This window comes from Sinorhizobium sp. Y406, from assembly GCF_058732025.1.
In genome coordinates, this window is record NZ_CM178974.1 from 632,340 (window position 1) to 653,242 (window position 20,903).

17 protein-coding genes are annotated in these 20,903 nt (G+C 62.8%); 13 read left to right on the forward strand and 4 right to left on the reverse strand.

Annotation, left to right across the window (positions count from 1 at the left end; all coding sequences use genetic code 11):
• Nucleotides 1-30 precede the first annotated feature (30 nt).
• Nucleotides 31-2,238, reverse strand: coding sequence for a transglycosylase domain-containing protein (locus AC4P1R_RS03080; protein WP_492177402.1), 2,208 nt, complete (start codon nt 2,236-2,238; stop codon nt 31-33).
• Nucleotides 2,239-2,389: 151 nt separating this feature from the next.
• Here AC4P1R_RS03080 and AC4P1R_RS03085 point away from each other — a divergent pair, with 151 nt between their 5' ends.
• A complete protein-coding gene (locus AC4P1R_RS03085; RefSeq protein ID WP_069460499.1) occupies nt 2,390-2,857 on the forward strand; it encodes a YcgN family cysteine cluster protein in 468 nt (155 codons plus the stop codon).
• A gap of 26 nt (nt 2,858-2,883) precedes the next feature.
• Here AC4P1R_RS03085 and AC4P1R_RS03090 read toward each other — a convergent pair whose 3' ends face one another.
• Both AC4P1R_RS03090 and AC4P1R_RS03095 read right to left on the reverse strand, forming a co-directional pair.
• Nucleotides 2,884-3,219, reverse strand: a complete 336-nt coding sequence (locus tag AC4P1R_RS03090; protein WP_069460500.1) for an MmcQ/YjbR family DNA-binding protein — start codon at nt 3,217-3,219, stop codon at nt 2,884-2,886.
• A gap of 117 nt (nt 3,220-3,336) precedes the next feature.
• Nucleotides 3,337-3,477: a hypothetical protein gene (locus AC4P1R_RS03095; RefSeq protein ID WP_165614750.1), complete on the reverse strand. Its 141-nt coding sequence runs from the start codon at nt 3,475-3,477 to the stop codon at nt 3,337-3,339.
• A 466-nt stretch (nt 3,478-3,943) separates the two neighbouring features.
• On the opposite strand from AC4P1R_RS03095, the gene AC4P1R_RS03100 reads away from it, so the two are divergent.
• The 12 genes from AC4P1R_RS03100 (at nt 3,944) to AC4P1R_RS03155 (ending at nt 18,279) form a co-directional block, all read left to right on the forward strand.
• Nucleotides 3,944-4,195, forward strand: coding sequence for a hypothetical protein (locus AC4P1R_RS03100; protein WP_069460501.1), 252 nt, complete (start codon nt 3,944-3,946; stop codon nt 4,193-4,195).
• A 43-nt stretch (nt 4,196-4,238) separates the two neighbouring features.
• A complete protein-coding gene (feuP, locus tag AC4P1R_RS03105) occupies nt 4,239-4,910 on the forward strand; it encodes a two-component system response regulator FeuP (protein WP_069460502.1) in 672 nt (223 codons plus the stop codon).
• Nucleotides 4,900-6,285, forward strand: a complete 1,386-nt coding sequence (locus AC4P1R_RS03110; protein ID WP_069460503.1) for a sensor histidine kinase — start codon at nt 4,900-4,902, stop codon at nt 6,283-6,285. The genes feuP and AC4P1R_RS03110 overlap by 11 nt, the downstream gene beginning before the upstream one ends.
• A gap of 232 nt (nt 6,286-6,517) precedes the next feature.
• Nucleotides 6,518-6,982, forward strand: coding sequence for an RT0821/Lpp0805 family surface protein (locus AC4P1R_RS03115; protein WP_069460504.1), 465 nt, complete (start codon nt 6,518-6,520; stop codon nt 6,980-6,982).
• A 147-nt stretch (nt 6,983-7,129) separates the two neighbouring features.
• The gene (gene ccmI, locus AC4P1R_RS03120) at nt 7,130-8,272 is read left to right on the forward strand and encodes a c-type cytochrome biogenesis protein CcmI (RefSeq protein WP_069460505.1); all 1,143 of its coding nucleotides are present in this window, start codon (nt 7,130-7,132) and stop codon (nt 8,270-8,272) included.
• On the forward strand, nt 8,269-8,721 hold the full coding sequence (ccmE, locus tag AC4P1R_RS03125) for a cytochrome c maturation protein CcmE (protein WP_069460506.1): 453 nt from the start codon (nt 8,269-8,271) through the stop codon (nt 8,719-8,721). The genes ccmI and ccmE overlap by 4 nt, the downstream gene beginning before the upstream one ends.
• Complete coding sequence (locus tag AC4P1R_RS03130) at nt 8,718-10,706, forward strand: heme lyase CcmF/NrfE family subunit (RefSeq protein WP_069460507.1); 1,989 nt, start codon at nt 8,718-8,720, stop codon at nt 10,704-10,706. Before ccmE ends, AC4P1R_RS03130 begins: the two co-directional genes overlap by 4 nt.
• Nucleotides 10,703-11,158, forward strand: coding sequence for a cytochrome c-type biogenesis protein (locus AC4P1R_RS03135; RefSeq protein ID WP_069460508.1), 456 nt, complete (start codon nt 10,703-10,705; stop codon nt 11,156-11,158). Before AC4P1R_RS03130 ends, AC4P1R_RS03135 begins: the two co-directional genes overlap by 4 nt.
• A gap of 290 nt (nt 11,159-11,448) precedes the next feature.
• Nucleotides 11,449-13,008 (forward strand): Do family serine endopeptidase, encoded by a 1,560-nt coding sequence (locus AC4P1R_RS03140; protein WP_069460509.1) that lies wholly within the window; start codon nt 11,449-11,451, stop codon nt 13,006-13,008.
• Between the two features lie 195 nt (nt 13,009-13,203).
• Nucleotides 13,204-13,905: a response regulator transcription factor gene (locus AC4P1R_RS03145; protein ID WP_069460510.1), complete on the forward strand. Its 702-nt coding sequence runs from the start codon at nt 13,204-13,206 to the stop codon at nt 13,903-13,905.
• Nucleotides 13,902-15,293 carry a sensor histidine kinase gene (locus tag AC4P1R_RS03150; protein WP_069460511.1) on the forward strand — a complete coding sequence of 464 codons (1,392 nt, stop codon included), beginning with the start codon at nt 13,902-13,904 and terminating at the stop codon, nt 15,291-15,293. The genes AC4P1R_RS03145 and AC4P1R_RS03150 overlap by 4 nt, the downstream gene beginning before the upstream one ends.
• Nucleotides 15,294-15,321: 28 nt before the next feature.
• Nucleotides 15,322-18,279 (forward strand): bifunctional [glutamine synthetase] adenylyltransferase/[glutamine synthetase]-adenylyl-L-tyrosine phosphorylase, encoded by a 2,958-nt coding sequence (locus tag AC4P1R_RS03155; RefSeq protein ID WP_151610962.1) that lies wholly within the window; start codon nt 15,322-15,324, stop codon nt 18,277-18,279.
• A 66-nt stretch (nt 18,280-18,345) separates the two neighbouring features.
• On the opposite strand, the gene AC4P1R_RS03160 is transcribed toward AC4P1R_RS03155, so the two are convergent.
• Nucleotides 18,346-20,664: a PAS domain-containing sensor histidine kinase gene (locus AC4P1R_RS03160; protein WP_069460513.1), complete on the reverse strand. Its 2,319-nt coding sequence runs from the start codon at nt 20,662-20,664 to the stop codon at nt 18,346-18,348.
• Nucleotides 20,665-20,903: the final 239 nt, after the last annotated feature.

Sequence of the window (20,903 nt, forward strand, 5' to 3'; positions counted from 1 at the left end):
CCTGTCGTCGTCAGTTCGGTTTTCCGCAACTCAGTTCTCCGTCGAATTGGTTGTCAGTTGCCGCGTCAGAGCTTCGCCCGGCGCTTCGAGCGTCGCAACCTTGCCGCCGGCCTTTTCCCGGGGTTTGAGTGGAAGTGCATGCTCCAGTGCTTCGCCGATCGTCTTCAGCATCCGCGTCGCACCGGACGAAAGCGACCGCGGACGGATGAGCGGAGGCAGCGCGTTTTCGTCCCGGCTAGCGTCGCCGGCTTTGGCCGGTTTCTTCGACGCCACGGCCACCGGCGCTTCAAAGCCGGGGATGTCGCGATGCTCGATGCCCTGTTCGGCATAGTCCATCAGCCGCTTGAATGTCATCGCGGGCAGCGAGCCGCCGGTCATGTTTTCCGTGGAGGTGTAATCGTCATTACCGAACCAAACGGCCGTCGTGTAGTCGCCGGTGAATCCGATGAACCAGGCGTCGCGATAGGCCTGGGTCGTTCCGGTCTTGCCGCCGGTCACGATGCCGTTGTCAAGCGCAGCCCTACGGGCCGTCCCCATGACCGGGATTTGCGTGAGAATGCGGTTCATCGAGGACACCGCTTCTTCGCTCAAGACCCGCTCGGACGGCGGTGCGTCGCGCACGAGATCATAGAGGATGTCGCCGTCATAATTCAGGATCTGGCTGAGGCCGTGGCGCCGCGACTGGAAACCTCCTGCCGGAAAGACGGCATAGGCCGTTGCCTGGTCGAGCACCGTTACTTCAGAGGTGCCGAGCGGCATGGTCTTGTCGGTGCGGATCGGTGTCTCGACGCCCATCTTCTTGGCGGTTTCGGCGATGATTTCGGTGCCGAGCTTGTCCTTCGCAAGCCGGACCGGAACCGTATTGATGGATTTCGCCAGCGCCGTCATCAGCGTCACACGGCCGGCATAGCTGCGGCCGTAGTTCTGCGGCGACCAGCCGCGCCAGGTGATCGGCGCGTCGACGACCACCGTCTCCGGCGTCATGCCTTTTTCCATGGCGGCCGCATAGGTGTAGACCTTGAAAGACGAGCCCGGCTGGCGAAGGGCGCGGGTGGCGCGGTTGAACTGGCTCTCGCCATAGTCGCGGCCGCCGACCATCGCGCGGACGGCGCCGCCATGTTCGATCATTACGAGGGCGCCCTGCTTCACCTTGTAGGTTTCGCCATATTGTCTGAGGCCCGATTCTACCGCTTCCTCGGCGGCCGCCTGCAGGCCCATATCGATCGTGGTCCTGACGATCAGGGAATGCTGCGCGAAGGGAGCGGCGATGCGCTGCACCTCGTCGAAGGCCCAGTCGAGGAAGAAGTCCGGCGCCTTGACCTGGGCGCGATCGATGATCGTCGCCGGGTTGAGGCGGGCGGCGAGCACCTGCCCCTCCGTCATCAGGCCGCCCTGGACCATGTTGGTCAGGACCTCGTTGGCGCGCGCGCGCGCAGCCGGCAGGTTGACGTGCGGTGCATAGCGCGCAGGCGCCTTGAAGAGGCCCGCAAGCATGGCGGACTCGGCAAGATTGATGTCCGTGATCGCCTTGCCGAAATAGAACTGAGCCGCCGCCGCCGCGCCGAACGTGCCGCCGCCCATGTAGGCGCGGTCGAGATAGAGGCGCAGGATTTCCTTCTTCGAGAGATTGCATTCGAGCCAGACGGCAAGGAAGGCTTCCTTGACCTTCCGTTCGATCGTCCGCTCATTCGTCAGGAACAGGTTCTTGGCAAGCTGCTGGGTCAAGGTAGAGCCGCCTTGGACGACGCTGCCGGCCCGGGCATTTTCCGTCATGGCGCGAGCGAGGCCGAGAAAATCGATGCCCCAGTGCTCGAAGAACCGGCGGTCCTCGGTCGCCAGCACCGCTTTGATGAGATGGTCCGGGAGTTCGTCGATCGGGACGGAATCCTCATGGATGATGCCGCGATGGCCTATCTCGTTGCCGTAGCGGTCCAGGAAGGTCACGGCAAAATCGCCCTGGGCGCGCCAATTGCCTTTGGTTTCCTCGAAGGCCGGAAGGGCGAGCGCGAGCATCACTACCGAGCCAGCGGTCCCCCATGTCATGCCCTCGCCGAGAACTTCGAAAAGCGCCCGTTTCCAGCCGCGCACGCGGAAACGGCGGGAGAAGATGGTGGTGTCCTCCCACCATTCGGCAAGGCGGAACCCGGCATTCCACACCGTCGAATCGATCCAAGAATCGATCCGGAGGAAGATGTGTCGCGCCTTTGGCCGGTTGTCCTCTTTCCTCGGTTCCTGCACGGTCTTTCATGTCCCGACGCTATCCTGCCCCATCCAATATTTGCATGGCGCCAAATTCCAATCTACTTGCATATCGCGCCGCCGGCCTTAAAAAACCGGCAATTTTCTGCGAATTTTCCATGTCGGCGTGTATTGATGGAAGTGTGACGCTATGGGCGAAATGCCTTTCTGGAAGACGAAGAGCCTCGAAGAGATGTCCCAGGCGGAGTGGGAAAGCCTTTGCGACGGCTGCGGGCTCTGCTGTCTCAACAAGCTAGAGGATTGGGACACCGGCGAAATCGCGTGGACGTCGGTTCGCTGCACGCTTCTCGATGGCGAGACTTGTCGGTGCAAGGACTACGAAAACCGACAGGCGACGGTTCCGGACTGCATTCAGCTGACGCCGGAGCGCGTGCGCGAGATAAGCTGGCTGCCGCCGACCTGCGGCTATCGGCTGATTGCGGAAGGGCGCGGGCTCTATTGGTGGCATCCGCTCGTTTCCGGCGATCCGGAAACCGTGCATGCTGCCGGCATTTCCGTGCGCGGACGCAGCATTGCCGAGGACGGGATCGATATCGACGACTATGAGGATTACCTGGTTACCTGGCCACTGGAGGTAGGGCTCGAGCCGGCCGAGTAGCCGGCTGCAGCGTTTAGCGCCGCGCGTCAGTAGCCGCCGTTCCTGCGGACGAGGCTTTTCGGGGCGACGTTGCGCCACGCGGTTTCCATGGACTGGCGAATGAGTTCCTCGTCGGCATCGACAAAATAGAGCGAGGTCCAGCCGCGCTCGCCCCAGCCGCCGGGGACGGCGGCGCAGACGCCGGGTTCGGTTTCCAGCAGCATTCGCTGCTGGTCGGGCGTGAACTTGAAGACCGCGCGTCCGGCCTCGGGCAGGGTCATGAAAACCCGTTTGCCCACACGGAAATCCCGCGTGCCGAAATGGGCATTCTCCTGTGTTCCGGGCAGGCTCAGCGCCAGCTTTTCCATCTCCTCGCTCAGCATCCGAAAAGACTAGCACGAATTTATCAATTGACAAAAAGCATCCGCCCACCATTTGGCGGGCGGATGCTTGTACAGAATGCGAGTTGGCTTCTCCCGGATTTGGCGCCGGGTGCCGCGTCATTCGCTTGGCGGGACCAGCTTTTCCGGCGCTTCTTTCGCCGTGCGCATCGCGCGCCATTCACTCTCGAAACGATCGAGCAAAATTTGCGGAATTCTGGATTGCGTGGCTACGGGCGACTTGTTCGCGACTGACTGCATCCGGTCCTCCTGAATGATTTGGGTGGAATGAGCGGACCATTTCACATGGCAAAAACTTTGTAAATCAGAGGGTTAAATCTTTTAAACGATTGAAGAATATTTAAATCGATTAACTTCGGACCATATCCACAGCATTTGAAGCGCTGGCGCATCGGCCCGGAAGTCGTACCCGATTTTGGGAAAAGGCTCGATGCGCAGATCCAAAAGGCTACAGCGATCTTTGCGCGTCTGCGAAGGCGCGCGACGCTGGGAGATGAGCGAGGGCGCTTTCAGTGTGCGGAGTGGCTGATGTGATTTTTGATGATTGGCCGCCAAAGGATTCAAATGAATCGCTTTTCAGGGTCGGAGGCGTGACCCGTGCGCCACGCGCCGGGTCTGCACCGGCGTTGAGGGGGCATTCATTTGCCATTCAGCCTATATCGGATAAAAAAACCTCCATGTTGCTTCCCAAGTCGAAAGTGCATTCATGTCTTCACAAGTAATCATAGCCGCGCTTGCCGCAGGCCTCGCAGGCTTCCCACCGCCTGCCGTCACTGTGCCTGCGGCTGTCGTCAGTGCGGCTGGCGATTGCAGCGTCGCAGCCGCGCAAGTGGTGGCTGAGACGGGCGGTGAATTGCTTTCCGCCCAACCGACATCCGATGGCAAGTGCGTCGTGACCGTGCTAATCCCTGGCAATGGCGGGCGGCCGAAGAAGTTGACCGTAAGGGTCCCCATGTAGGCTTCTGCGCCCCGCACAAAGAACAAGGGGCTTTAGACGAGAGATGCGCATTCTGATTGTCGAGGACGACGCCAACCTGAACAGGCAATTGGCCGAGGCGTTGAAGGAATCCGGTTATGTCGTCGACCAGGCCTTCGATGGCGAGGAGGGCCATTACCTCGGCGATACTGAACCCTATGATGCGGTGATCCTCGACATCGGCCTGCCGGAAATGGACGGGATCACCGTGCTCGAGAAGTGGCGCGGCGACGGCAAGCTCATGCCCGTGCTGATTTTGACGGCGCGCGACCGCTGGAGCGACAAGGTGGCCGGCATCGACGCCGGCGCCGACGATTACGTCGCCAAGCCCTTTCACGTCGAAGAAGTGCTTGCCCGTATCCGAGCACTGATCCGCCGCGCCGCGGGGCATGCGAGTTCAGAGATCATTTGCGGGCCGGTGCGTCTCGATACGAAGGGATCGAAGGCGACGGTCGACGGCGTGGCGCTGAAGCTGACTTCGCACGAGTTCCGCCTGCTCTCCTATCTCATGCATCACATGGGGCAGGTGGTCTCCCGCACGGAACTCGTCGAGCACATGTACGATCAGGACTTCGATCGCGACTCCAACACAATCGAGGTCTTCATCGGCCGGCTTCGCAAGAAGATCGGCAATGACCTGATCGAGACGGTGCGCGGCCTCGGTTATCGCATGCAAGCCCCTGGCAATGGCAATTAGATCCCTCACGGCCCGCGTTCTGGCGGTATCGACCGGCTGGGCGGTCGTTGCCCTGGTCGTAATCGGGGTCGTCATCTCCGCGCTTTACAGGCAGGGATCGGAGCGCGGCTTTCAGGACCTCTTGCGGGCGCAGCTCTATAACGTGATCAACTCGATCTCGGTCGGCGAGAACGGCTCCCTCTCGGGCAGCCCGCAACTTGGCGACCTGCGCTTTTCGCAGCCGCAGACCGGCTGGTACTGGATCGTCGAGCCGATCGGCGAGTTCAATACGCCGCCCCTCCTGTCGACTTCGCTGGGCACGGCGAAATTGCCGATCGTCAGCGTCGACGAGGTGCCCTTCGACATACGCTACGAGCGCTTTTATACCACCGAGGACCCTTTCGGAAATCAGGTCGAAGTGGCGGAAACCGAGGTGGTTCTTGACATTGAAGGCCACGCGGCGCGCTTCCGAGTGGCGGGCAACCGCAATGTGCTCGAGGCGGACATCGATCGCTTCACCCGCAACCTGACGATAGCGCTCTCCATCTTCGGCCTCGGCGGCCTTGGCATGAATGCCCTGACGATTCTTTTTGGCTTGAAACCGCTCGACCAGGTGCGCCGCTCGCTCGAGAAGATCCGCACCGGCGAGAGCGAACGGCTGGATGGGGCGTTCCCGCGCGAAATCCAGCCGCTCGCCAATGAGGTAAATGCGTTGATTGACAGCAACCGCCGCATCGTCGAGCGCGCGCGCATGCAGGTCGGCAATCTTGCTCATTCGCTGAAGACGCCGATCGCCGTGCTACTCAACGAGGCGCGGGTGCTGGAGGTGCCGCATGGCGAGTTGATCAGGATGCAGGCGGATGCGATGCAGACACAGGTGCAATCCTATCTGAGCCGCGCCCGAATCGCGGCGCAGCGCGGGTCGGTCCTGGCGCGGACCGAAGCTCAGCCGGCGCTCGAAAGGATCGTCCGTGTGATGCGGCGCCTCAATCCGGAGAAGGAATTCAGCCTGTCAGTTCATCCGGCGGGGCTGGTGCTGGCCATGGAGCAGCAGGATGTCGAAGAAACGGTTGGCAATCTACTTGAAAATGCTGCGCGATACGCGCGCGACCATGTTTGGTTGAGCGTCAAGCCGGCCTCCGAGGAAGAACGCAGCAAGGAACCGGGTCGTGAATGGGTCGTGTTGCAGATCGAAGACGACGGCCCCGGCCTCTATCCGGACCAGATCGCTCTGGCCATGAAGCGCGGCAAGAGGCTCGACGAGAGCAAGCCCGGAACGGGGCTCGGGCTTTCGATCGTGAGCGAGATCGTGGGCGAGTATCAGGGCAGCCTGGAGCTTTGCCGTCGCGACGAGGGGGGCTTGCGCGCCAAGCTTCTTCTGCCGGTCGCGGTCTAGGGAGGTCCCCCGAAAGGCAATCCGGGCGGCGAGGACAGCGGGCGTTCGTCCGAAATGCGGCTTCTCCGGAAACAACGCATCGTGATCCGGCGGTCACACCGGTAACCGAAAATATCGCAGTCGACACCGGGTGCGGTTGCCTCGGGCGGTGGAGGGGTGCAAAAAGAAAACCTGTTCGTGCCGTTCCCATCGGGGCGGCGCCAGTAAATTCGAGAACGAGTAGTCGCGTATCATGAGGATTGGCGCAGAATTTGGGCAGGCCCTTGCTTCGGGCGGCAGGATCGCAATCGTCGCATCGGCCGTGACGCTTGCCGGCTGCGCTACTTCGAGCGGATCGCGCGGGACCGCAGCCGCCGCTCTCGCCCCAACCACGACCCGCAGCGTGTCGTCGTCGACCTATATCGAGGCACTACAGGGTGGGATCATCGCGCGCCTTTCCGGCGTCGATCTCGGCAAGTCGGATCGGCAAAGGGCACTGGAGGCGGAATACCGCGCCCTGGAAGCAGCACCCGGTGGCCAACCGGTCCTCTGGGAAGGGCAGGGCGTGAGCGGTTCCGTAGTTGCCGCCGCTCCCTATCAGGTCGGCTCGCAGAACTGCCGCCAGTACAGCCACACGGTCACCGTCAGGGGGCAGTCGACGAAAGCGCACGGTGCGGCGTGCCGCAACAGCGACGGAAGCTGGACGCCCTTGACCTGAGGCGGTCATCGACGGAACTCCGCTCCTCGCGCTCGGGATCTCCGGGCCGAACGGCTCCGGATAGGTCCTTGCGGCGAAACGCCTCAAATCTCCGTCATTTCCGGTTTTCGAGTTGGAATGACAGGGCCCGCATAGTATTTCCCCATCATGTTGTTCTGGATTCTCGTCGCCGCCCTGACGGCGGCTGTCGCTATCGTGCTCCTCTTGCCGCTGATGCGGGCGGCTTCGCCGCTCCCGTCTGCCCACAGCCATGACATTGAAGTCTACCGCGACCAACTCGAGGAGTTGGAGCGGGATCGCGGGGCCGGGCTGATCAGCGAGGAAGACGCGGAACTTGCGAGGGCGGAGATCGCGCGCCGGCTGCTTGCGGCGAGCGCAGCCGACGAACCGGCCCGAAGCGTGCCGAAGCAGGTTCTTTCGAACCGGATGGCGCAGGTCTTCATCCTTCTCTGCCTGCCGGCCGTTGGGCTTGGACTTTACCTGACGACTGGCAGTCCGGGCGTGCCGGCCCAGCCGCTGGCCGAGCGGCTGGCAAATCCCGGCGAGGACATCAACATTCTGATTGCCAAGGCCGAGAACCATCTCGCCGTCAACCCTGAGGATGGCGCAGGTTGGGATGTGCTGGCGCCGATTTACATGCGCAACGGCCGCGTGGACGACGCGGCTGCCGCCTATGAGCGAGCGATCCGACTGGTCGGCCCGACGGCGGCGCGGCTAGGCGGCTATGCGGAAGCCCTGATCGTTCAGTCCGGCGGGCTCGTCACCGCGGAAGCCCAGGACGCGTTGAAAAAAGCGCTGGCGCTCGATCCCCATGATCCGCGTTCGGAATTCTATCTGGCGCTGGGTTTGAAACAGGAAGGAAAGCAGGCTGCCGCACTCGCAGCGTTCCGCAAGCTCGCCGACACTTCGCCCGCCGATGCGCCCTGGCTGCCGCTGGTCACCCAGCACATCGCGGAGCTCGCGAACAGAAAGCCGGCCGACGGCGGCGCGGCGCCCGCAGACCCGACATCCGATGACATCGCGGCCGCCGAAGAGATGAACGCCGGCGACCGGCAGGCGATGATCCGCGGCATGGTCGATAGCCTGGCGGCGCGGCTGAAAGACGATCCCGCCAATCTCGAGGGATGGCTGCGCCTCGTCCGGTCCTATGTTGTGCTCGATCAAAGAGACAAGGCCGAGGATGCATTACGGCAAGGTCTGAAGGAATTCCCGGCCAAGGGCGATGAGGGCAAGCAGTTGCTGTCTGTGGGGCGGGAACTCGGCCTCGATGCCGGCGGAGAGCAAGAATGACGCGTAAACAAAAGCGGTTGGCAATCATTGGGGGCGGCGTTGGGTTCCTCACCGCCGCGGTGCTGCTCGTCATGTTTGCCTTCAGCCAGGCGGTGGCCTATTTCTATGTTCCCGGTGATCTGGAGAAGACCAGTGTTGCGCCCGGGACGCGCATCCGGCTCGGCGGATTGGTCGAGGTGGGCTCCGTCAAGCGCGGCGAGGGCAAGACGGTCACCTTCAGCGTCACCGATACGCTCGCATCGGTGCCCGTGACCTATACGGGCATCCTGCCGGATCTCTTCCGCGAGGGGCAAGGTGTGGTGGCGGAGGGCGCATTCGTTGCCGGCGGCTCCGTCTTCGTTGCCGATACGGTGCTGGCGAAGCACGACGAGACCTATATGCCGAAGGATGTGGCGGACCGGCTGCAGGCGCAGGGCGTCACGCTTGGCGGGAAGGAAAATATCAAATGATCATCGAGCTCGGGCACTACGCGCTGGTGTTGGCCCTTGCAACGGCGATCGTCCAGGCGGTGTTGCCGATCCTGGGCGTAAAACGCGGTGACCAATCCATGATGGAATTGGCGGGAGGCGCCGCGGTCGCCTCCTTCCTGCTCGTCGTCTTCGCATTCGCGGTGCTGACCTTTGCCTATGTCGTGTCCGATTTCTCGGTCAGGAACGTCTGGGAAAACTCGCATTCCCTGAAACCTTTGATTTATAAGATTTCGGGCGTTTGGGGAAACCACGAGGGCTCGATGCTCCTGTGGCTTTTGATCCTCGTTTTCTTCTCCATGCTCGTCGCCCTATTCGGCCGCAACCTGCCGGCGACATTGAAGGCGAACGTACTTGCGGTGCAGGCCTGGATCACCACGGCCTTCACCCTTTTCATTCTGCTTACGTCCAATCCCTTCGCCCGCCTCGTCCCAGCCCCGGGTGAGGGTAGGGACCTGAACCCGGTCCTTCAGGACATCGGCCTCGCAATCCATCCGCCGCTGCTCTATCTCGGCTATGTCGGCTTTTCCGTCTGCTTCTCCTTTGCTATCGCGGCCCTGATCGAGGGGCGGATCGATGCGGCATGGGCACGATGGGTAAGGCCCTGGACGCTCGCCGCCTGGACGGCCCTGACGGCGGGCATCGCCATGGGTTCCTACTGGGCCTATTACGAACTCGGCTGGGGCGGCTGGTGGTTCTGGGATCCGGTCGAGAACGCCTCCTTCATGCCCTGGCTTGCCGGTACCGCACTGCTTCATTCCGCCCTCGTGATGGAAAAGCGCGAAGCGCTGAAGATCTGGACCGTGCTTTTGGCGATTCTCACCTTCTCGCTTTCGCTGCTCGGCACCTTCCTGGTGCGTTCGGGCGTGCTGACATCGGTCCATGCCTTCGCGACCGATCCGACGCGTGGCGTCTTCATCCTGGCAATTCTCGTCATTTTCATCGGCGGCGCCTTCGCGCTCTTCGCCTTGCGCGCCACGCATCTGAAGGCGGGTGGGCTATTCGCGCCGATCTCGCGCGAGGGCGCGCTCGTCCTCAACAACCTGATTCTGACCACGGCGACTGCGACGGTGCTGACCGGAACACTCTATCCCTTGTTGTTGGAAGCCTTGACCGGCGACAAGATCTCGGTCGGTGCGCCTTTCTTTAACATGACCTTCGGTCTCCTGATGCTGCCGTTGCTCTTCGTCGTTCCTTTCGGGCCGCTGCTCGCATGGAAGCGGGGTGACCTCTCCGGCGCCGCTCAACGGCTCTTCGTCGCTGCCGCCATGGGCATTCTGGCCGCTGCAGTCATGTCTTATGCGAAAAGCGGCGGGCCGCTTCTTGCGCCCTTGGGCATCGGCCTCGGCGCCTTTCTGGTGCTCGGGGCGATGACCGATCTCGTGCTTCGATCCGGGCTTGGCAAGGTCGCGGGCCGCATCGCCCTGAGGCGCCTTCTCGGCCTGCCGCGCTCGGTCTTTGGCACAGCGCTCGCCCATGCCGGCCTCGGCGTCACGCTGATCGGCATCGTTGCGGCTACGGCCTATGGGACGGAGACCGTGGCGGAAATGAAGCCGGGAATGCTGGCGGATGCCGGCGGCTACACGTTGCGCTTCGACGGCATGCGAGAGGGGCGCGGCCCGAACTATTCGGAAGATACGGGACACTTCACCGTCAGCCGCGACGGTGTCCAACTCAACGAGATCTGGTCGTCCAAGCGCCTTTACTCGGCCCGCAGGATGCCGACCACGGAAGCCGGGATCAGGACCTTCGGTCTGAGCCAGCTCTATGTTTCGCTCGGCGACGAAATGTCCGGCGGCGGCATTGTCGTACGCATCTGGTGGAAACCCCTGATCCTGTGCATCTGGGGGGGGGCGCTGATCATGATGGCTGGCGGTCTCGTTTCCCTGAGCGACCGCCGCCTGCGAGTCGGCGCCCCGTCGCGCGCCAGGAAGTCACCCCAACTCGCTGCGGGAGCTGCCGAATGATCCGCGTCCTTCTCGCGCTCTGCCTCTGCCTGGCGTCCCTCGGACCGGCTCTCGCGGTCAATCCGGATGAGGTGCTTGCCGACCCCGCGCTCGAGGCGCGGGCGCGGGAGATCTCCGCGGAGCTGCGCTGCATGGTTTGCCAAAACCAGTCGATCGACGATTCCAATGCAGAACTTGCGAAGGACCTGAGAGTGCTCGTGCGCGAGCGCCTGAAGAACGGCGACAGCGATGAGGCGGTGATTAACTATATCGTGTCGCGCTATGGCGACTTCGTGCTCCTGAAACCGCGCTTCGGGGCCAAGACCCTGATTCTCTGGGGCATGCCGGTCGTTCTGCTGCTCGTCGGTGCAGGCACCATTTTTTTCGCTGCGCGCCGCCGTGGTGGCCGGACGGCGGGAGCGCCACTTTCCGACGAGGAGCAGGCACGACTGGACAAGCTCATGCGATCCTGAAGGTGTTTCGGCAACGGTATCCGGCTGTGCGAAAAGCAAATGCGATCAGCCGTTAGCGGTTTGCGCGCCGTGAAAGAGGCCAATTCTCCGGCATGTCTTGCCAACATTACGAAAAGTTCATCTGGCGGACAGAACTCAGTAAGGTCCCTTCCATTAAATCTTGCTTCATCGGCTGTTCCTCCAGTCGCAGCCAATCAGACGATCAGGTAACGGGCATCCGGATCCTGGCAGCAACGGTTTCGAGCCACCGCCGACCCGCGGAGCTCCATGGAAGAGAAAAGGCAAATCGAATGTCCACGAAGAAATCCCTGCGTCCCTCTCTCAAGACCATTCTGAAGACGTCCACGGTCGCCGGCGTTGCCGCGGTGATGCTTACGACCGGCATTCCGGCGCAGATATCGCACTCCTTTGCAGAGGCGGTGCAAGTTCAGGCCCCGGCCGTTCCCAGTTTTGCCGATGTCGTCGAAGCCGTTTCCCCGGCGGTCGTCTCCGTTCGGGTGCAATCGCGCATGCAGGTCTCCGATGAACAGGCCGGCAATTTCAGCTTCGACTTCGGCCGCGGCTTCGAGGATCTGCCGGACGATCACCCGCTGAAGCGCTTCTTTCGCGAATTCGGCGGCCCGGCTCCGCGTGACGGCGATCGAGCCGATCGCTGGCGTGATCGTCACGGGCCGCGTGAAGGCCGGCTCCGTCCGCGGGCACAGGGCTCCGGCTTCTTCATCAGCGAAGACGGCTATCTCGTCACCAACAACCACGTCGTTTCCGACGGCTCGGCCTTCACCGTCATCCTGAACGACGGCACGGAGCTTGATGCCAAGCTCGTAGGCAAGGATCAGCGCACGGACCTTGCCGTGCTCAAGGTCGATGCCAAGCGCAAGTTTGCCTATGTCAGCTTTGCCGACGACAGCAAGGTGCGCGTGGGCGATTGGGTGGTCGCCGTCGGCAACCCATTCGGTCTTGGCGGCACGGTCACCGCGGGTATCGTCTCAGCCCGTGGCCGCGATATCGGCTCCGGTCCCTATGACGATTATCTGCAGGTCGACGCGGCGGTGAACCGCGGCAACTCCGGCGGCCCCACCTTCGACCTTGCGGGCCAGGTTGTCGGCATCAACACGGCGATCTTCTCTCCGTCTGGCGGCAATGTCGGCATTGCCTTCGCCATCCCCGCATCGGTGGCGAAGGACGTTGTCCAAGATCTCATCAAAGACGGCAGTGTCTCGCGCGGCTGGCTCGGCGTCCAGATCCAGCCTGTAACCAAGGACATCGCCGAATCGCTCGGCCTTTCCGAAGCGAAGGGCGCCCTCGTTGTCGAGCCGCAGCCGGGTTCGCCGGGGGAAAAGGCAGGCATCAAGCAGGGCGATGTGGTGACAGCCCTCAATGGCGAGCCGATCAAGGATCCGCGTGATCTCGCACGGCGAGTGGCGGCGCTCAATCCGGGTACGACCGCCGACGTCACGCTGTGGCGCAATGGCAAGTCGGAGAGCATCAAGCTCGAGATTGGAACTCTGCCGAACGACACCGCGAGTGCGACTCCCGACAGTGGTGACGGGCGGCCCGATCAGGGACAGACGGGTGAGGAAACGCTTTCCGATCTCGGCCTGGCGGTCACTCCGTCGGATGACGGCAAGGGCGTCACGATCACCTCGGTCGATCCGGAGTCCGATGCCGGCGATCGCGGCTTGAAGGAAGGCGAAAAGATCGTCTCCGTCAACAATCAGAATGTGACGTCGGCGGACGAGATTCTCAAGGTGATCGACGCTGCCCGGAAGGATGGCCGCAGCAAGGCGCTCTTCCAGATCGAAGCTGCGGAAGGCAGCCGCTTCGTGGCGCTGCCGATCGACCAGGGCTGATCTATCAAGAGACCGGACCGGGTGCGGGAGGGAATGGTCGAAGGATCTTCCCCGCCCGCGTCTCGGCGCGTGGCCGAACCGCCGCGATCGTCGCGGCGGCTTCCGTTTCGACCCGATCTGCTGCGGCCCATGACACCGCGGCGTTCGGGCTGCTTGCGATCCGAAACCGGTTGAGACGATCAGAGGTCCGGGATTATGGTCATGCGTATGAAGATTCTCATTGTTGAAGACGACCTGGAGGCAGCGGCCTATCTCGCCAAGGCGTTTCGTGAGGCGGGTATCGTTTCCGACCATGCAAGCGACGGCGAGAGCGGCCTGTTCATGGCAAGCGAAAACGCCTACGACGTGATCGTGGTCGACCGGATGCTGCCGCGTCGCGACGGACTGTCGCTGATCTCCGAGCTCAGGCGCAGGGATGTCCACACGCCGGTGCTCATCCTCTCCGCTCTCGGCCAGGTCGACGATCGCGTCACGGGCCTTCGCGCCGGGGGCGACGACTATCTGCCGAAGCCTTATGCCTTCAGCGAACTCCTGGCGCGGGTTGAAGTGCTCGGCCGGAGAAAGGGAGCGCCGGAGCAGGACATGGTCTACCGCGTCGGCGACCTCGAACTGGACCGGCTCTCCCATTCGGTCAGACGGCAGGGCAAGGAGATTTCACTGCAGCCGCGCGAGTTCCGCCTGCTCGAATATCTCATGAAGAATGCAGGCCAGGTGGTCACGCGCACCATGCTGCTCGAGAACGTTTGGGACTACCACTTCGACCCTCAGACCAACGTCATCGACGTCCACGTCTCGCGCCTGCGCTCGAAGATCGAGAAGGATTTCGACCCGCCCCTGCTCAGAACCGTTCGGGGCGCAGGTTATATGATCAAGGACGACCAGGCGTCTGAAACATGAGCAGGTTCGGCGTTCTGTCCAGGACGACGGCGGTCAGGCTCTCCGCACTCTATCTCGTACTCTTCTCCCTTTGCGCCGCCATTCTCGTATTCTACGTCACCGGCATGTCCGAACGTCTGCTGGAACAGCAGACGCGCGAAGCTGTCGCTGCCGAGGCGTTACAGATCGAGGGCGTGTACGAGCGTGCCGGCATCAGCGGCCTGCTGCGGACACTCGAACGCCGTGCGCGCCAGCCCGGCGCCAATCTCTATGTCATCGCCGGCCCGGCAGGGGAAATACTCGCCGGCAATGTGGCCAGTCTTGAACCCGGCCTGCTCGATGACGCGGGCTGGACACCCGAGCCGTTCCGATACCGCCGCTTTACCGACGAGAGCCGCGCCGATAGTCATGTGGCGCTTGCCCAGGTGATCGTGCTCGACAATGGCCTCAGGATCCTGGTCGGCCGCGACCTGCAGGAGCCGGAGAAGTTTCGCGTCCTCGTCCGTCAGGCCCTGGTGGTCGCCCTCGGCATCATGGGGCTCGGCGCGCTGGTGATCTGGTTCGGCATCGGACGTAACGCCCTGAAGCGCATCGACCGCATGTCCGAGGCAAGCACCAAGATCATGGGGGGCGACCTGTCGCAGCGCCTGCCGATGAGCGGATCCGGCGACGAGTTCGACCGGCTTTCGGAATCGCTGAACACGATGCTCGGCCGCATCGAGAAGCTCAATGAAGGCCTGAAACAGGTGTCCGACAACATCGCGCACGACCTCAAGACGCCGCTGACACGACTGCGCAACAAGGCTGAGGCGGCGCTTGCCAGCCGCGAAAATCAGAGCGCCTCTCTCGAGGAGATCATCGCCGAGTCCGATCAACTGATCCGCACCTTCAATGCGCTCTTGATGATTTCGCGCGTCGAGGCAGGATCCGCCGTTGCGGAGATGAGCGAAGTCGATCTGACCGGCATCGTCGCCGATTGCGTCGAACTCTACGAACCGCTCGCGGAGGAAAGTGCGCTACGGCTGGAGACCGCCATCGAGCCCAAAGTGACAGTTGCGGGCAATCGCGAGCTTATCGGTCAGGCGCTGGGCAACCTACTCGACAATGCCGTCAAATATGCCGAGGGGGCGGAAAATCCGCTGATCCGGGTGGAAATGAAGGAGAGCGAGGGCAATGTCCTGCTGTCGGTTGCAGACCACGGCCCCGGCGTTCCGGCCGGCATGCGCAGCGAGGTCCTCAAACGGTTCGTGCGGCTCGACGAGAGCCGATCGAAGCCTGGGACCGGGCTCGGCCTCTCGCTTGTCGAAGCGGTCATGGAGATGCACCATGGCTCACTGGAACTCACGGCGACTGAACCGGACGGCACGGGATTGACGGTACGCATGGTTTTCCCGACCGCTTTGGCCTGATAGATCGATTGTGATGGGGAGGGATTGGATGCAGGCGGCGAGGGAAAGACGGCTGTCCGATATCGATGCGGTGCACATCCGGCCCGGAAGTCAGGCCGAGGCGAAGGCGTCGCTTGCCGCTCTGAAGGACGCGGCCAAAGGGCGTGAGGCACTCACTGCGCTGCTGGCCTCCGAAGCACCGCTCAAGAACTTCCTCGTCGCCGCTTTCGCGCTCTCCCCCTTCTTGCGCGATACGCTCGGCAGCCACCCGGCCATTCTCGAGGCTTTGCTTGCCGAATCCCTGCCTCTATTTCTCGAGCGACGGATCGATGCCGCGCGGGTGGCATGGAAAGCGGAGGGGACGGGCGTGGCACTGCCGGACGCGGAAGTGATGTCGCGGCTGCGGCGAGCCAAACGCGAGATTGCCTTCGCCATCGCCCTTGCCGATCTCGCCCGACTCTTCGACGGCCGGGAAACGACGCGCTGGCTGAGCGATTTCGCGGGCGCGGCTGTGTCTGCGGCGGTCGATCACCTGCTGTTGAGCGCAGAGGAGAGCGGCAAGTTTGCATTGAAGGACGCGGCCAAACCGAGCGCCGGTTCCGGCCTTGTCGTGCTCGGTATGGGCAAGCTCGGTGCGGCGGAACTCAATTATTCCTCCGACATCGATCTCGTGGTCTTCTACGATCCGCAATCCGTCATCCTGCTGCGACCCGACGAGGCGCCGGAGACCTTCGCGCGGCTCTTGAGACGGCTGGTCCGCATCCTGCAGGAGAGAACCGGCGACGGTTACGTTTTCCGCACGGACCTGCGCCTTCGCCCGGATCCGGGTTCCACCCCGCTCGCGATCCCCGTCGAGGCGGCGATGCTCTATTACGAGAGCCGGGGCCAGAACTGGGAGCGCGCCGCCTTCATCAAGGCGCGGCCGGTCGCTGGCGACCTCCAGGCAGGCGAGCGTTTCCTCAAGGAACTGACACCCTTCGTCTTCCGCAAATATCTCGATTATGCGGCGATCGCCGATATCCACTCGATCAAGCGGCAAATACATGTGCACAAGGGTCACGGCGAAATCGCGGTCAAGGGGCACAATATCAAGCTCGGCCGGGGTGGCATCCGCGAGATCGAGTTCTTCGTCCAGACGCAGCAACTGATCGCCGGCGGACGCATGCCGGCGCTTCGGCTGCGCGCGACCGAAGCGATGCTGCGTGCTCTCGCAGATACCGGCTGGATAGATCCGGGGACGGCGGATGAACTGATCGACGCCTATTGGTTCCTGCGCGATGTCGAGCACCGGATCCAGATGGTGCACGACGAGCAGACGCATCTTCTGCCCGAGACGGAGTCGGAGTTGAAGCGGATCGCCTGCATGCTCGGTTTCAGCGACACGGCCTCTTTCGCGGCGCAGTTCTCCGGCATCTTGCGGACGGTCGAGCGGCGCTACGCCCAGCTCTTCGAGCAGGAGGCGCGGCTTTCGAGCGAGACAGGCAATCTCGTTTTCACGGGCCAGCAGGACGATCCGGACACGCTGCAGACGCTGAAGAAGCTCGGTTTCGAGCGCCCGTCGGATATAGCCCGCATCATACGCACCTGGCACTATGGTCGCTACCGGGCCACTCAGTCCGTGGAGGCGCGCGAACGGCTGACGGAGTTGACACCGGAGCTTCTGCGCGTCTTCGGCGAGAGCCGGCGTGCCGATGAGGCGCTTCTGCGCTTCGATCAGTTCATCTCCGGGCTGCCGGCGGGCATACAACTTTTTTCCTTGCTCGGCAGCAATCCCGGGCTTCTGTCGCTGATCGTCAACATCATGTCTTCGGCCCCGCGTCTTGCCGATATCATCGCCGCCAAGCCACATGTCTTCGACGGCATGCTGGATCCGGGGCTTCTCGCCGAGCTTCCGACGCGTGACTATCTTGCGCCGCGAATTGCCAATTTCGTAGCGGGCGGCCGCCACTACGAGGATGTGCTCGATCGCCTGCGCATCATCGCGGCCGAGCAGCGCTTCCTGATCGGGATCAGGCTCCTGACGGGAGTGATCACCGGACCGCAGGCAGGCCGGGCCTTCACCGATCTCGCCGACCTGATCATCGCCTCCGCGCTCGAGGCGGTGCTCGAAGAGATCCGCGCCGTGCATGGCCGCTTCCCCGCAGGGCGGGTCGCGATCGTCGGCATGGGCAAGCTCGGTAGTCATGAGCTGACGGCTGGTTCCGACGTGGACCTCATTCTGCTCTACGACTTCGATGATGAGGCGTCCGTATCCGATGGCGCCAAGCCGCTGGATCCGGTCCGCTACTTCACCCGCGTGACGCAGCGACTGATCGCCGCCCTTTCCGCGCCGACGGCGGAGGGCATTCTCTACGAGGTCGACATGCGGCTAAGGCCGTCGGGCAACAAGGGTCCGGTCGCAACGCGCATCAGCGCCTTTGCCAAATACCAGCGAAACGAGGCCTGGACCTGGGAGCATCTGGCACTGACGCGTGCGCGCTGCATCTGCGGAGATGCCGGTCTGATCGGCGAGGCGGCGGCGATTTTCGCCGAGGTGCTCTCTAAGAGGCGCGACATCGAAAATATCCGCAAGGATGTCGGGGAGATGCGCGCGCTGATCGAAAAGGAGAAGCCGCCGCACGACATCTGGGATTTCAAGCTCATCCCCGGTGGTCTCGTCGACATCGAGTTCATCGCGCAATATCTGGCGCTGATCGCGCCGGCCAAGGGCGTGAAGCCGCTGCCCCCAGGAAGCCACACGATGGAGGCGTTGAAAACGCTCGGCGCCGCTCTCATGGATGCAAACGACCTCGATACCACGTTGGAGGCGCTTTCGCTGTTCACCGAGATATCGCAGATTGTCCGCCTTTGCATAGATGGCGATTTCGATCCGCGAAACGCGCCGTCGGGTCTCGTCGACCTCGTCTGCCGGGCGGGCGACTATCCCGACCTGAAGCATCTCGAGGCCGACATACGCCGCCTCTCCAAGGCGACGCGCCGAATATTCCAGTCGATTGTCGCAGGCTAGCGCCTCATGCTTTCCGAAAATCGAACCGATCTGTGGAAAAGGGCGCTGCAAAGACCGGAACCCACCTCAGGCGCGATCGGGAATCCTGACGGAGATGATCGTACCGACGCTCTCGGCCGAATGGATTTTCATCGTTCCGCCGTGCAGGCGCGTCAGCGAGCGGGAGATCGCAAGGCCGAGGCCGGACCCGCCCTTGCTCTTGGCATACTGGCTCTGAACCTGTTCGAAGGGCTGGCCGATTTTTTGCAAGGCATCCTTCGGGATGCCGATGCCGGAATCGGCAATGGTCAGCGTTACGGCGCCGCGGACTTTGCGCGCCCTCAAGGATATCCGCCCGCCTTCATTGGTGAACTTCACAGCGTTGGAGAGGAGGTTGAGCAGCACCTGTTTCATTGCCCGTCGGTCGGCGAACATCGTCAGACCGGAGGACACCTGCTGTACGATCCGGATATTCTTCTGCTCGGCCGGGATTGTGGTGAAGCGCAGCGTTTCCTCGATCAATGGTGCAAGGTCGATCCTCTCGCGTGCGATCCGCATGTGCCCGGCCTCGATCTTCGACATGTCGAGAATGTCGTTAATGACGTTGAGCAGATGCTTGCCGCTTTCGAAGATATCACGTGAATATTCGTGGTATTTCTCCGAGCCGAGCGGACCGAACATCTGGTTCTGCAGTATCTCCGAGAAACCGAGGATGGCGTTCAGCGGCGTGCGCAACTCATGCGACATGTTGGCGAGGAATTCCGACTTGGCGCGGTTTGCGGCCTCTGCCCGCTCCTTTTCCGCCTGGTAATTGGAATTGGCGACCGAGAGCTCGGCCTTCTGTCGTTCGAGCGTGATGCGCGAGGCGGAGAGATCGCCGATCGTTGCCATCAGCCGCCGCTCCGATTCGCGCAGGCGCACCTGATGGCGCTTCAGGAGCGTGATATCGGTGCCGACAGACACGAGACCGCCGTCGCGTGTACGCCTTTCGTTGATCTGCAGCCAGCGCTCGTCGGCGAGTTGCACTTCGCTGGTTTGCGAGTGGTTGCTGCGGTCCGGATCCGCCACCCGCCGCTCGACGACCGGCTTTGCCGCGGCAGCATGCACGACCGCGCGCTCGGTTCCCGGCACGAGCACGTGGTCGGGCAGCTGGTAGGCCTGCTGAAAATGGGTGTTGCACATGACCAGACGGTCGTGCTTGTCCCAGAGGACGAAAGCTTCCGAAGTGCACTCGATGGCGTCGGTAAGCCGCTGGTCCGCCTCCGCATAGCGTTGCGCGAGCCGATGCTGCTCGGTCACGTCCATAGCAATGCCGATGAGGTGAGCCCGGCCCGAAACGGTGCGGATGACCTGCGCCCGGGCGCGGAGCCAAACATAATGGCCGTCCGCATGGCGCATCCGAAACACCTGGTCGATCTGGCGTTCGTTGCCCTTGGCGATCGCCCGCGCCACCCGATAGATGCTGCGGTCCTCCGGGTGCATGAGCCGTGCGGCGTCGCCAAAGGACAGGACGCTGCTGTCTCCCGGCATGCCGAGCATCTCGTACATCGAGCGGGACCAGAACAGGCGCCGGTTGGCGAGGTCGAAATCCCAAAGGCCGCATCGGCCGCGTGACAGCGCGGTTTCGACGCGCAGGTTCGATTCGGCGAAGATCGCATCGGCATCGCGCGCGCGCTTGGCTTGGATGTAATAGGCATAGAGCACGACGAGCAGGATCGCCGAAATCCCGGCAAACAGGGTCACGTTGAGGGAAATGTCATCGCGCCAGGCAGTTTCGAACTGGGAAATCGGTGTCGCCGCCACGACCACCCCCGCGGACGCCGGCACCTGCATCACGGCTATGAGATGCCGGGCGCCGTCGATCGGCGCCTTCATGACACTGGAGCCTTCGCCGTAATATTGCTGCATCGCGGCATCGGGCGCGATGGCGGCAAGCGCATGCCCGACAAAGTCCGCACCGCCATTAGTGCCGGCGAAGATGCGGCCGTCCCGGCGGACCAGCAGGAGGAATATACCCGCGTCGAGCGCTTCAGCGGGCAGGTATCGCGCCAGCCGCTGCTCGGCCTCCCAGCGCCGCCCCTCGGAAAAAAGCACCGACCCGTCAGTCTGGAAGGCCGCCGCCGCCGCCGCCGCTGCCAAGCTGACGGTCTGGCGGGAACTCGTCTCCATGCGGGCATGCTCGTCCATGATGCCCGACATGCGCGAAAGCGCTACGATCAGGAGAAAGGCGATGATGAGGACCGGAATGGAGCGCTTGAGGATGGGCTCGGCCTTCGCGAGCTTGCGCGAGGCCGGTTCGGCAAAGAGCTTCACCTGCTCGATGATCTCTCGCTCCAGACCGGCAAGGGCCGGAAATTTGAGTCGCAACCGCCCATCGGCTGCGCTTCCCCGTCGCGCGTCCGCCATCTGTCCCTACCGCCATTGTCGAGTGCGCCCCGGCATGTCTGAATGCGGAGGGACGCTTGATCCTCTCGCTCCGAATCATCCCTTCTCCGGGCGCATGGACCGGATGCAGGCTGTTTCAGTGATTCGGCGCACCGTTCGCCCGAATCTGCCTCAATGAATCACACGGCGATTCGCCTTGTCTAGAGGCGATGGTGAAGATTTGTTAACCATTTTTCGTCGTTGGAAAGTCATAGCGCGAC

Bases quoted from the DNA above. Each gene is read 5' to 3' on its own strand.
- AC4P1R_RS03085 (WP_069460499.1), top strand. From the start codon at position 2,390: ATGGGCGAAATGCCTTTCTGGAAGACGAAGAGCCTCGAAGAGATGTCC.
- AC4P1R_RS03090 (WP_069460500.1), bottom strand. From the start codon at position 3,219: ATGCTGAGCGAGGAGATGGAAAAGCTGGCGCTGAGCCTGCCCGGAACA.
- AC4P1R_RS03095 (WP_165614750.1), bottom strand. From the start codon at position 3,477: ATGCAGTCAGTCGCGAACAAGTCGCCCGTAGCCACGCAATCCAGAATT.
- AC4P1R_RS03100 (WP_069460501.1), top strand. From the start codon at position 3,944: ATGTCTTCACAAGTAATCATAGCCGCGCTTGCCGCAGGCCTCGCAGGC.
- feuP (WP_069460502.1), top strand. From the start codon at position 4,239: ATGCGCATTCTGATTGTCGAGGACGACGCCAACCTGAACAGGCAATTG.
- AC4P1R_RS03110 (WP_069460503.1), top strand. From the start codon at position 4,900: ATGGCAATTAGATCCCTCACGGCCCGCGTTCTGGCGGTATCGACCGGC.
- AC4P1R_RS03115 (WP_069460504.1), top strand. From the start codon at position 6,518: ATGAGGATTGGCGCAGAATTTGGGCAGGCCCTTGCTTCGGGCGGCAGG.
- ccmI (WP_069460505.1), top strand. From the start codon at position 7,130: ATGTTGTTCTGGATTCTCGTCGCCGCCCTGACGGCGGCTGTCGCTATC.
- ccmE (WP_069460506.1), top strand. From the start codon at position 8,269: ATGACGCGTAAACAAAAGCGGTTGGCAATCATTGGGGGCGGCGTTGGG.
- AC4P1R_RS03130 (WP_069460507.1), top strand. From the start codon at position 8,718: ATGATCATCGAGCTCGGGCACTACGCGCTGGTGTTGGCCCTTGCAACG.
- AC4P1R_RS03135 (WP_069460508.1), top strand. From the start codon at position 10,703: ATGATCCGCGTCCTTCTCGCGCTCTGCCTCTGCCTGGCGTCCCTCGGA.
- AC4P1R_RS03140 (WP_069460509.1), top strand. From the start codon at position 11,449: ATGTCCACGAAGAAATCCCTGCGTCCCTCTCTCAAGACCATTCTGAAG.
- AC4P1R_RS03145 (WP_069460510.1), top strand. From the start codon at position 13,204: ATGGTCATGCGTATGAAGATTCTCATTGTTGAAGACGACCTGGAGGCA.
- AC4P1R_RS03150 (WP_069460511.1), top strand. From the start codon at position 13,902: ATGAGCAGGTTCGGCGTTCTGTCCAGGACGACGGCGGTCAGGCTCTCC.
- AC4P1R_RS03155 (WP_151610962.1), top strand. From the start codon at position 15,322: ATGCAGGCGGCGAGGGAAAGACGGCTGTCCGATATCGATGCGGTGCAC.
- AC4P1R_RS03160 (WP_069460513.1), bottom strand. From the start codon at position 20,664: ATGGCGGACGCGCGACGGGGAAGCGCAGCCGATGGGCGGTTGCGACTC.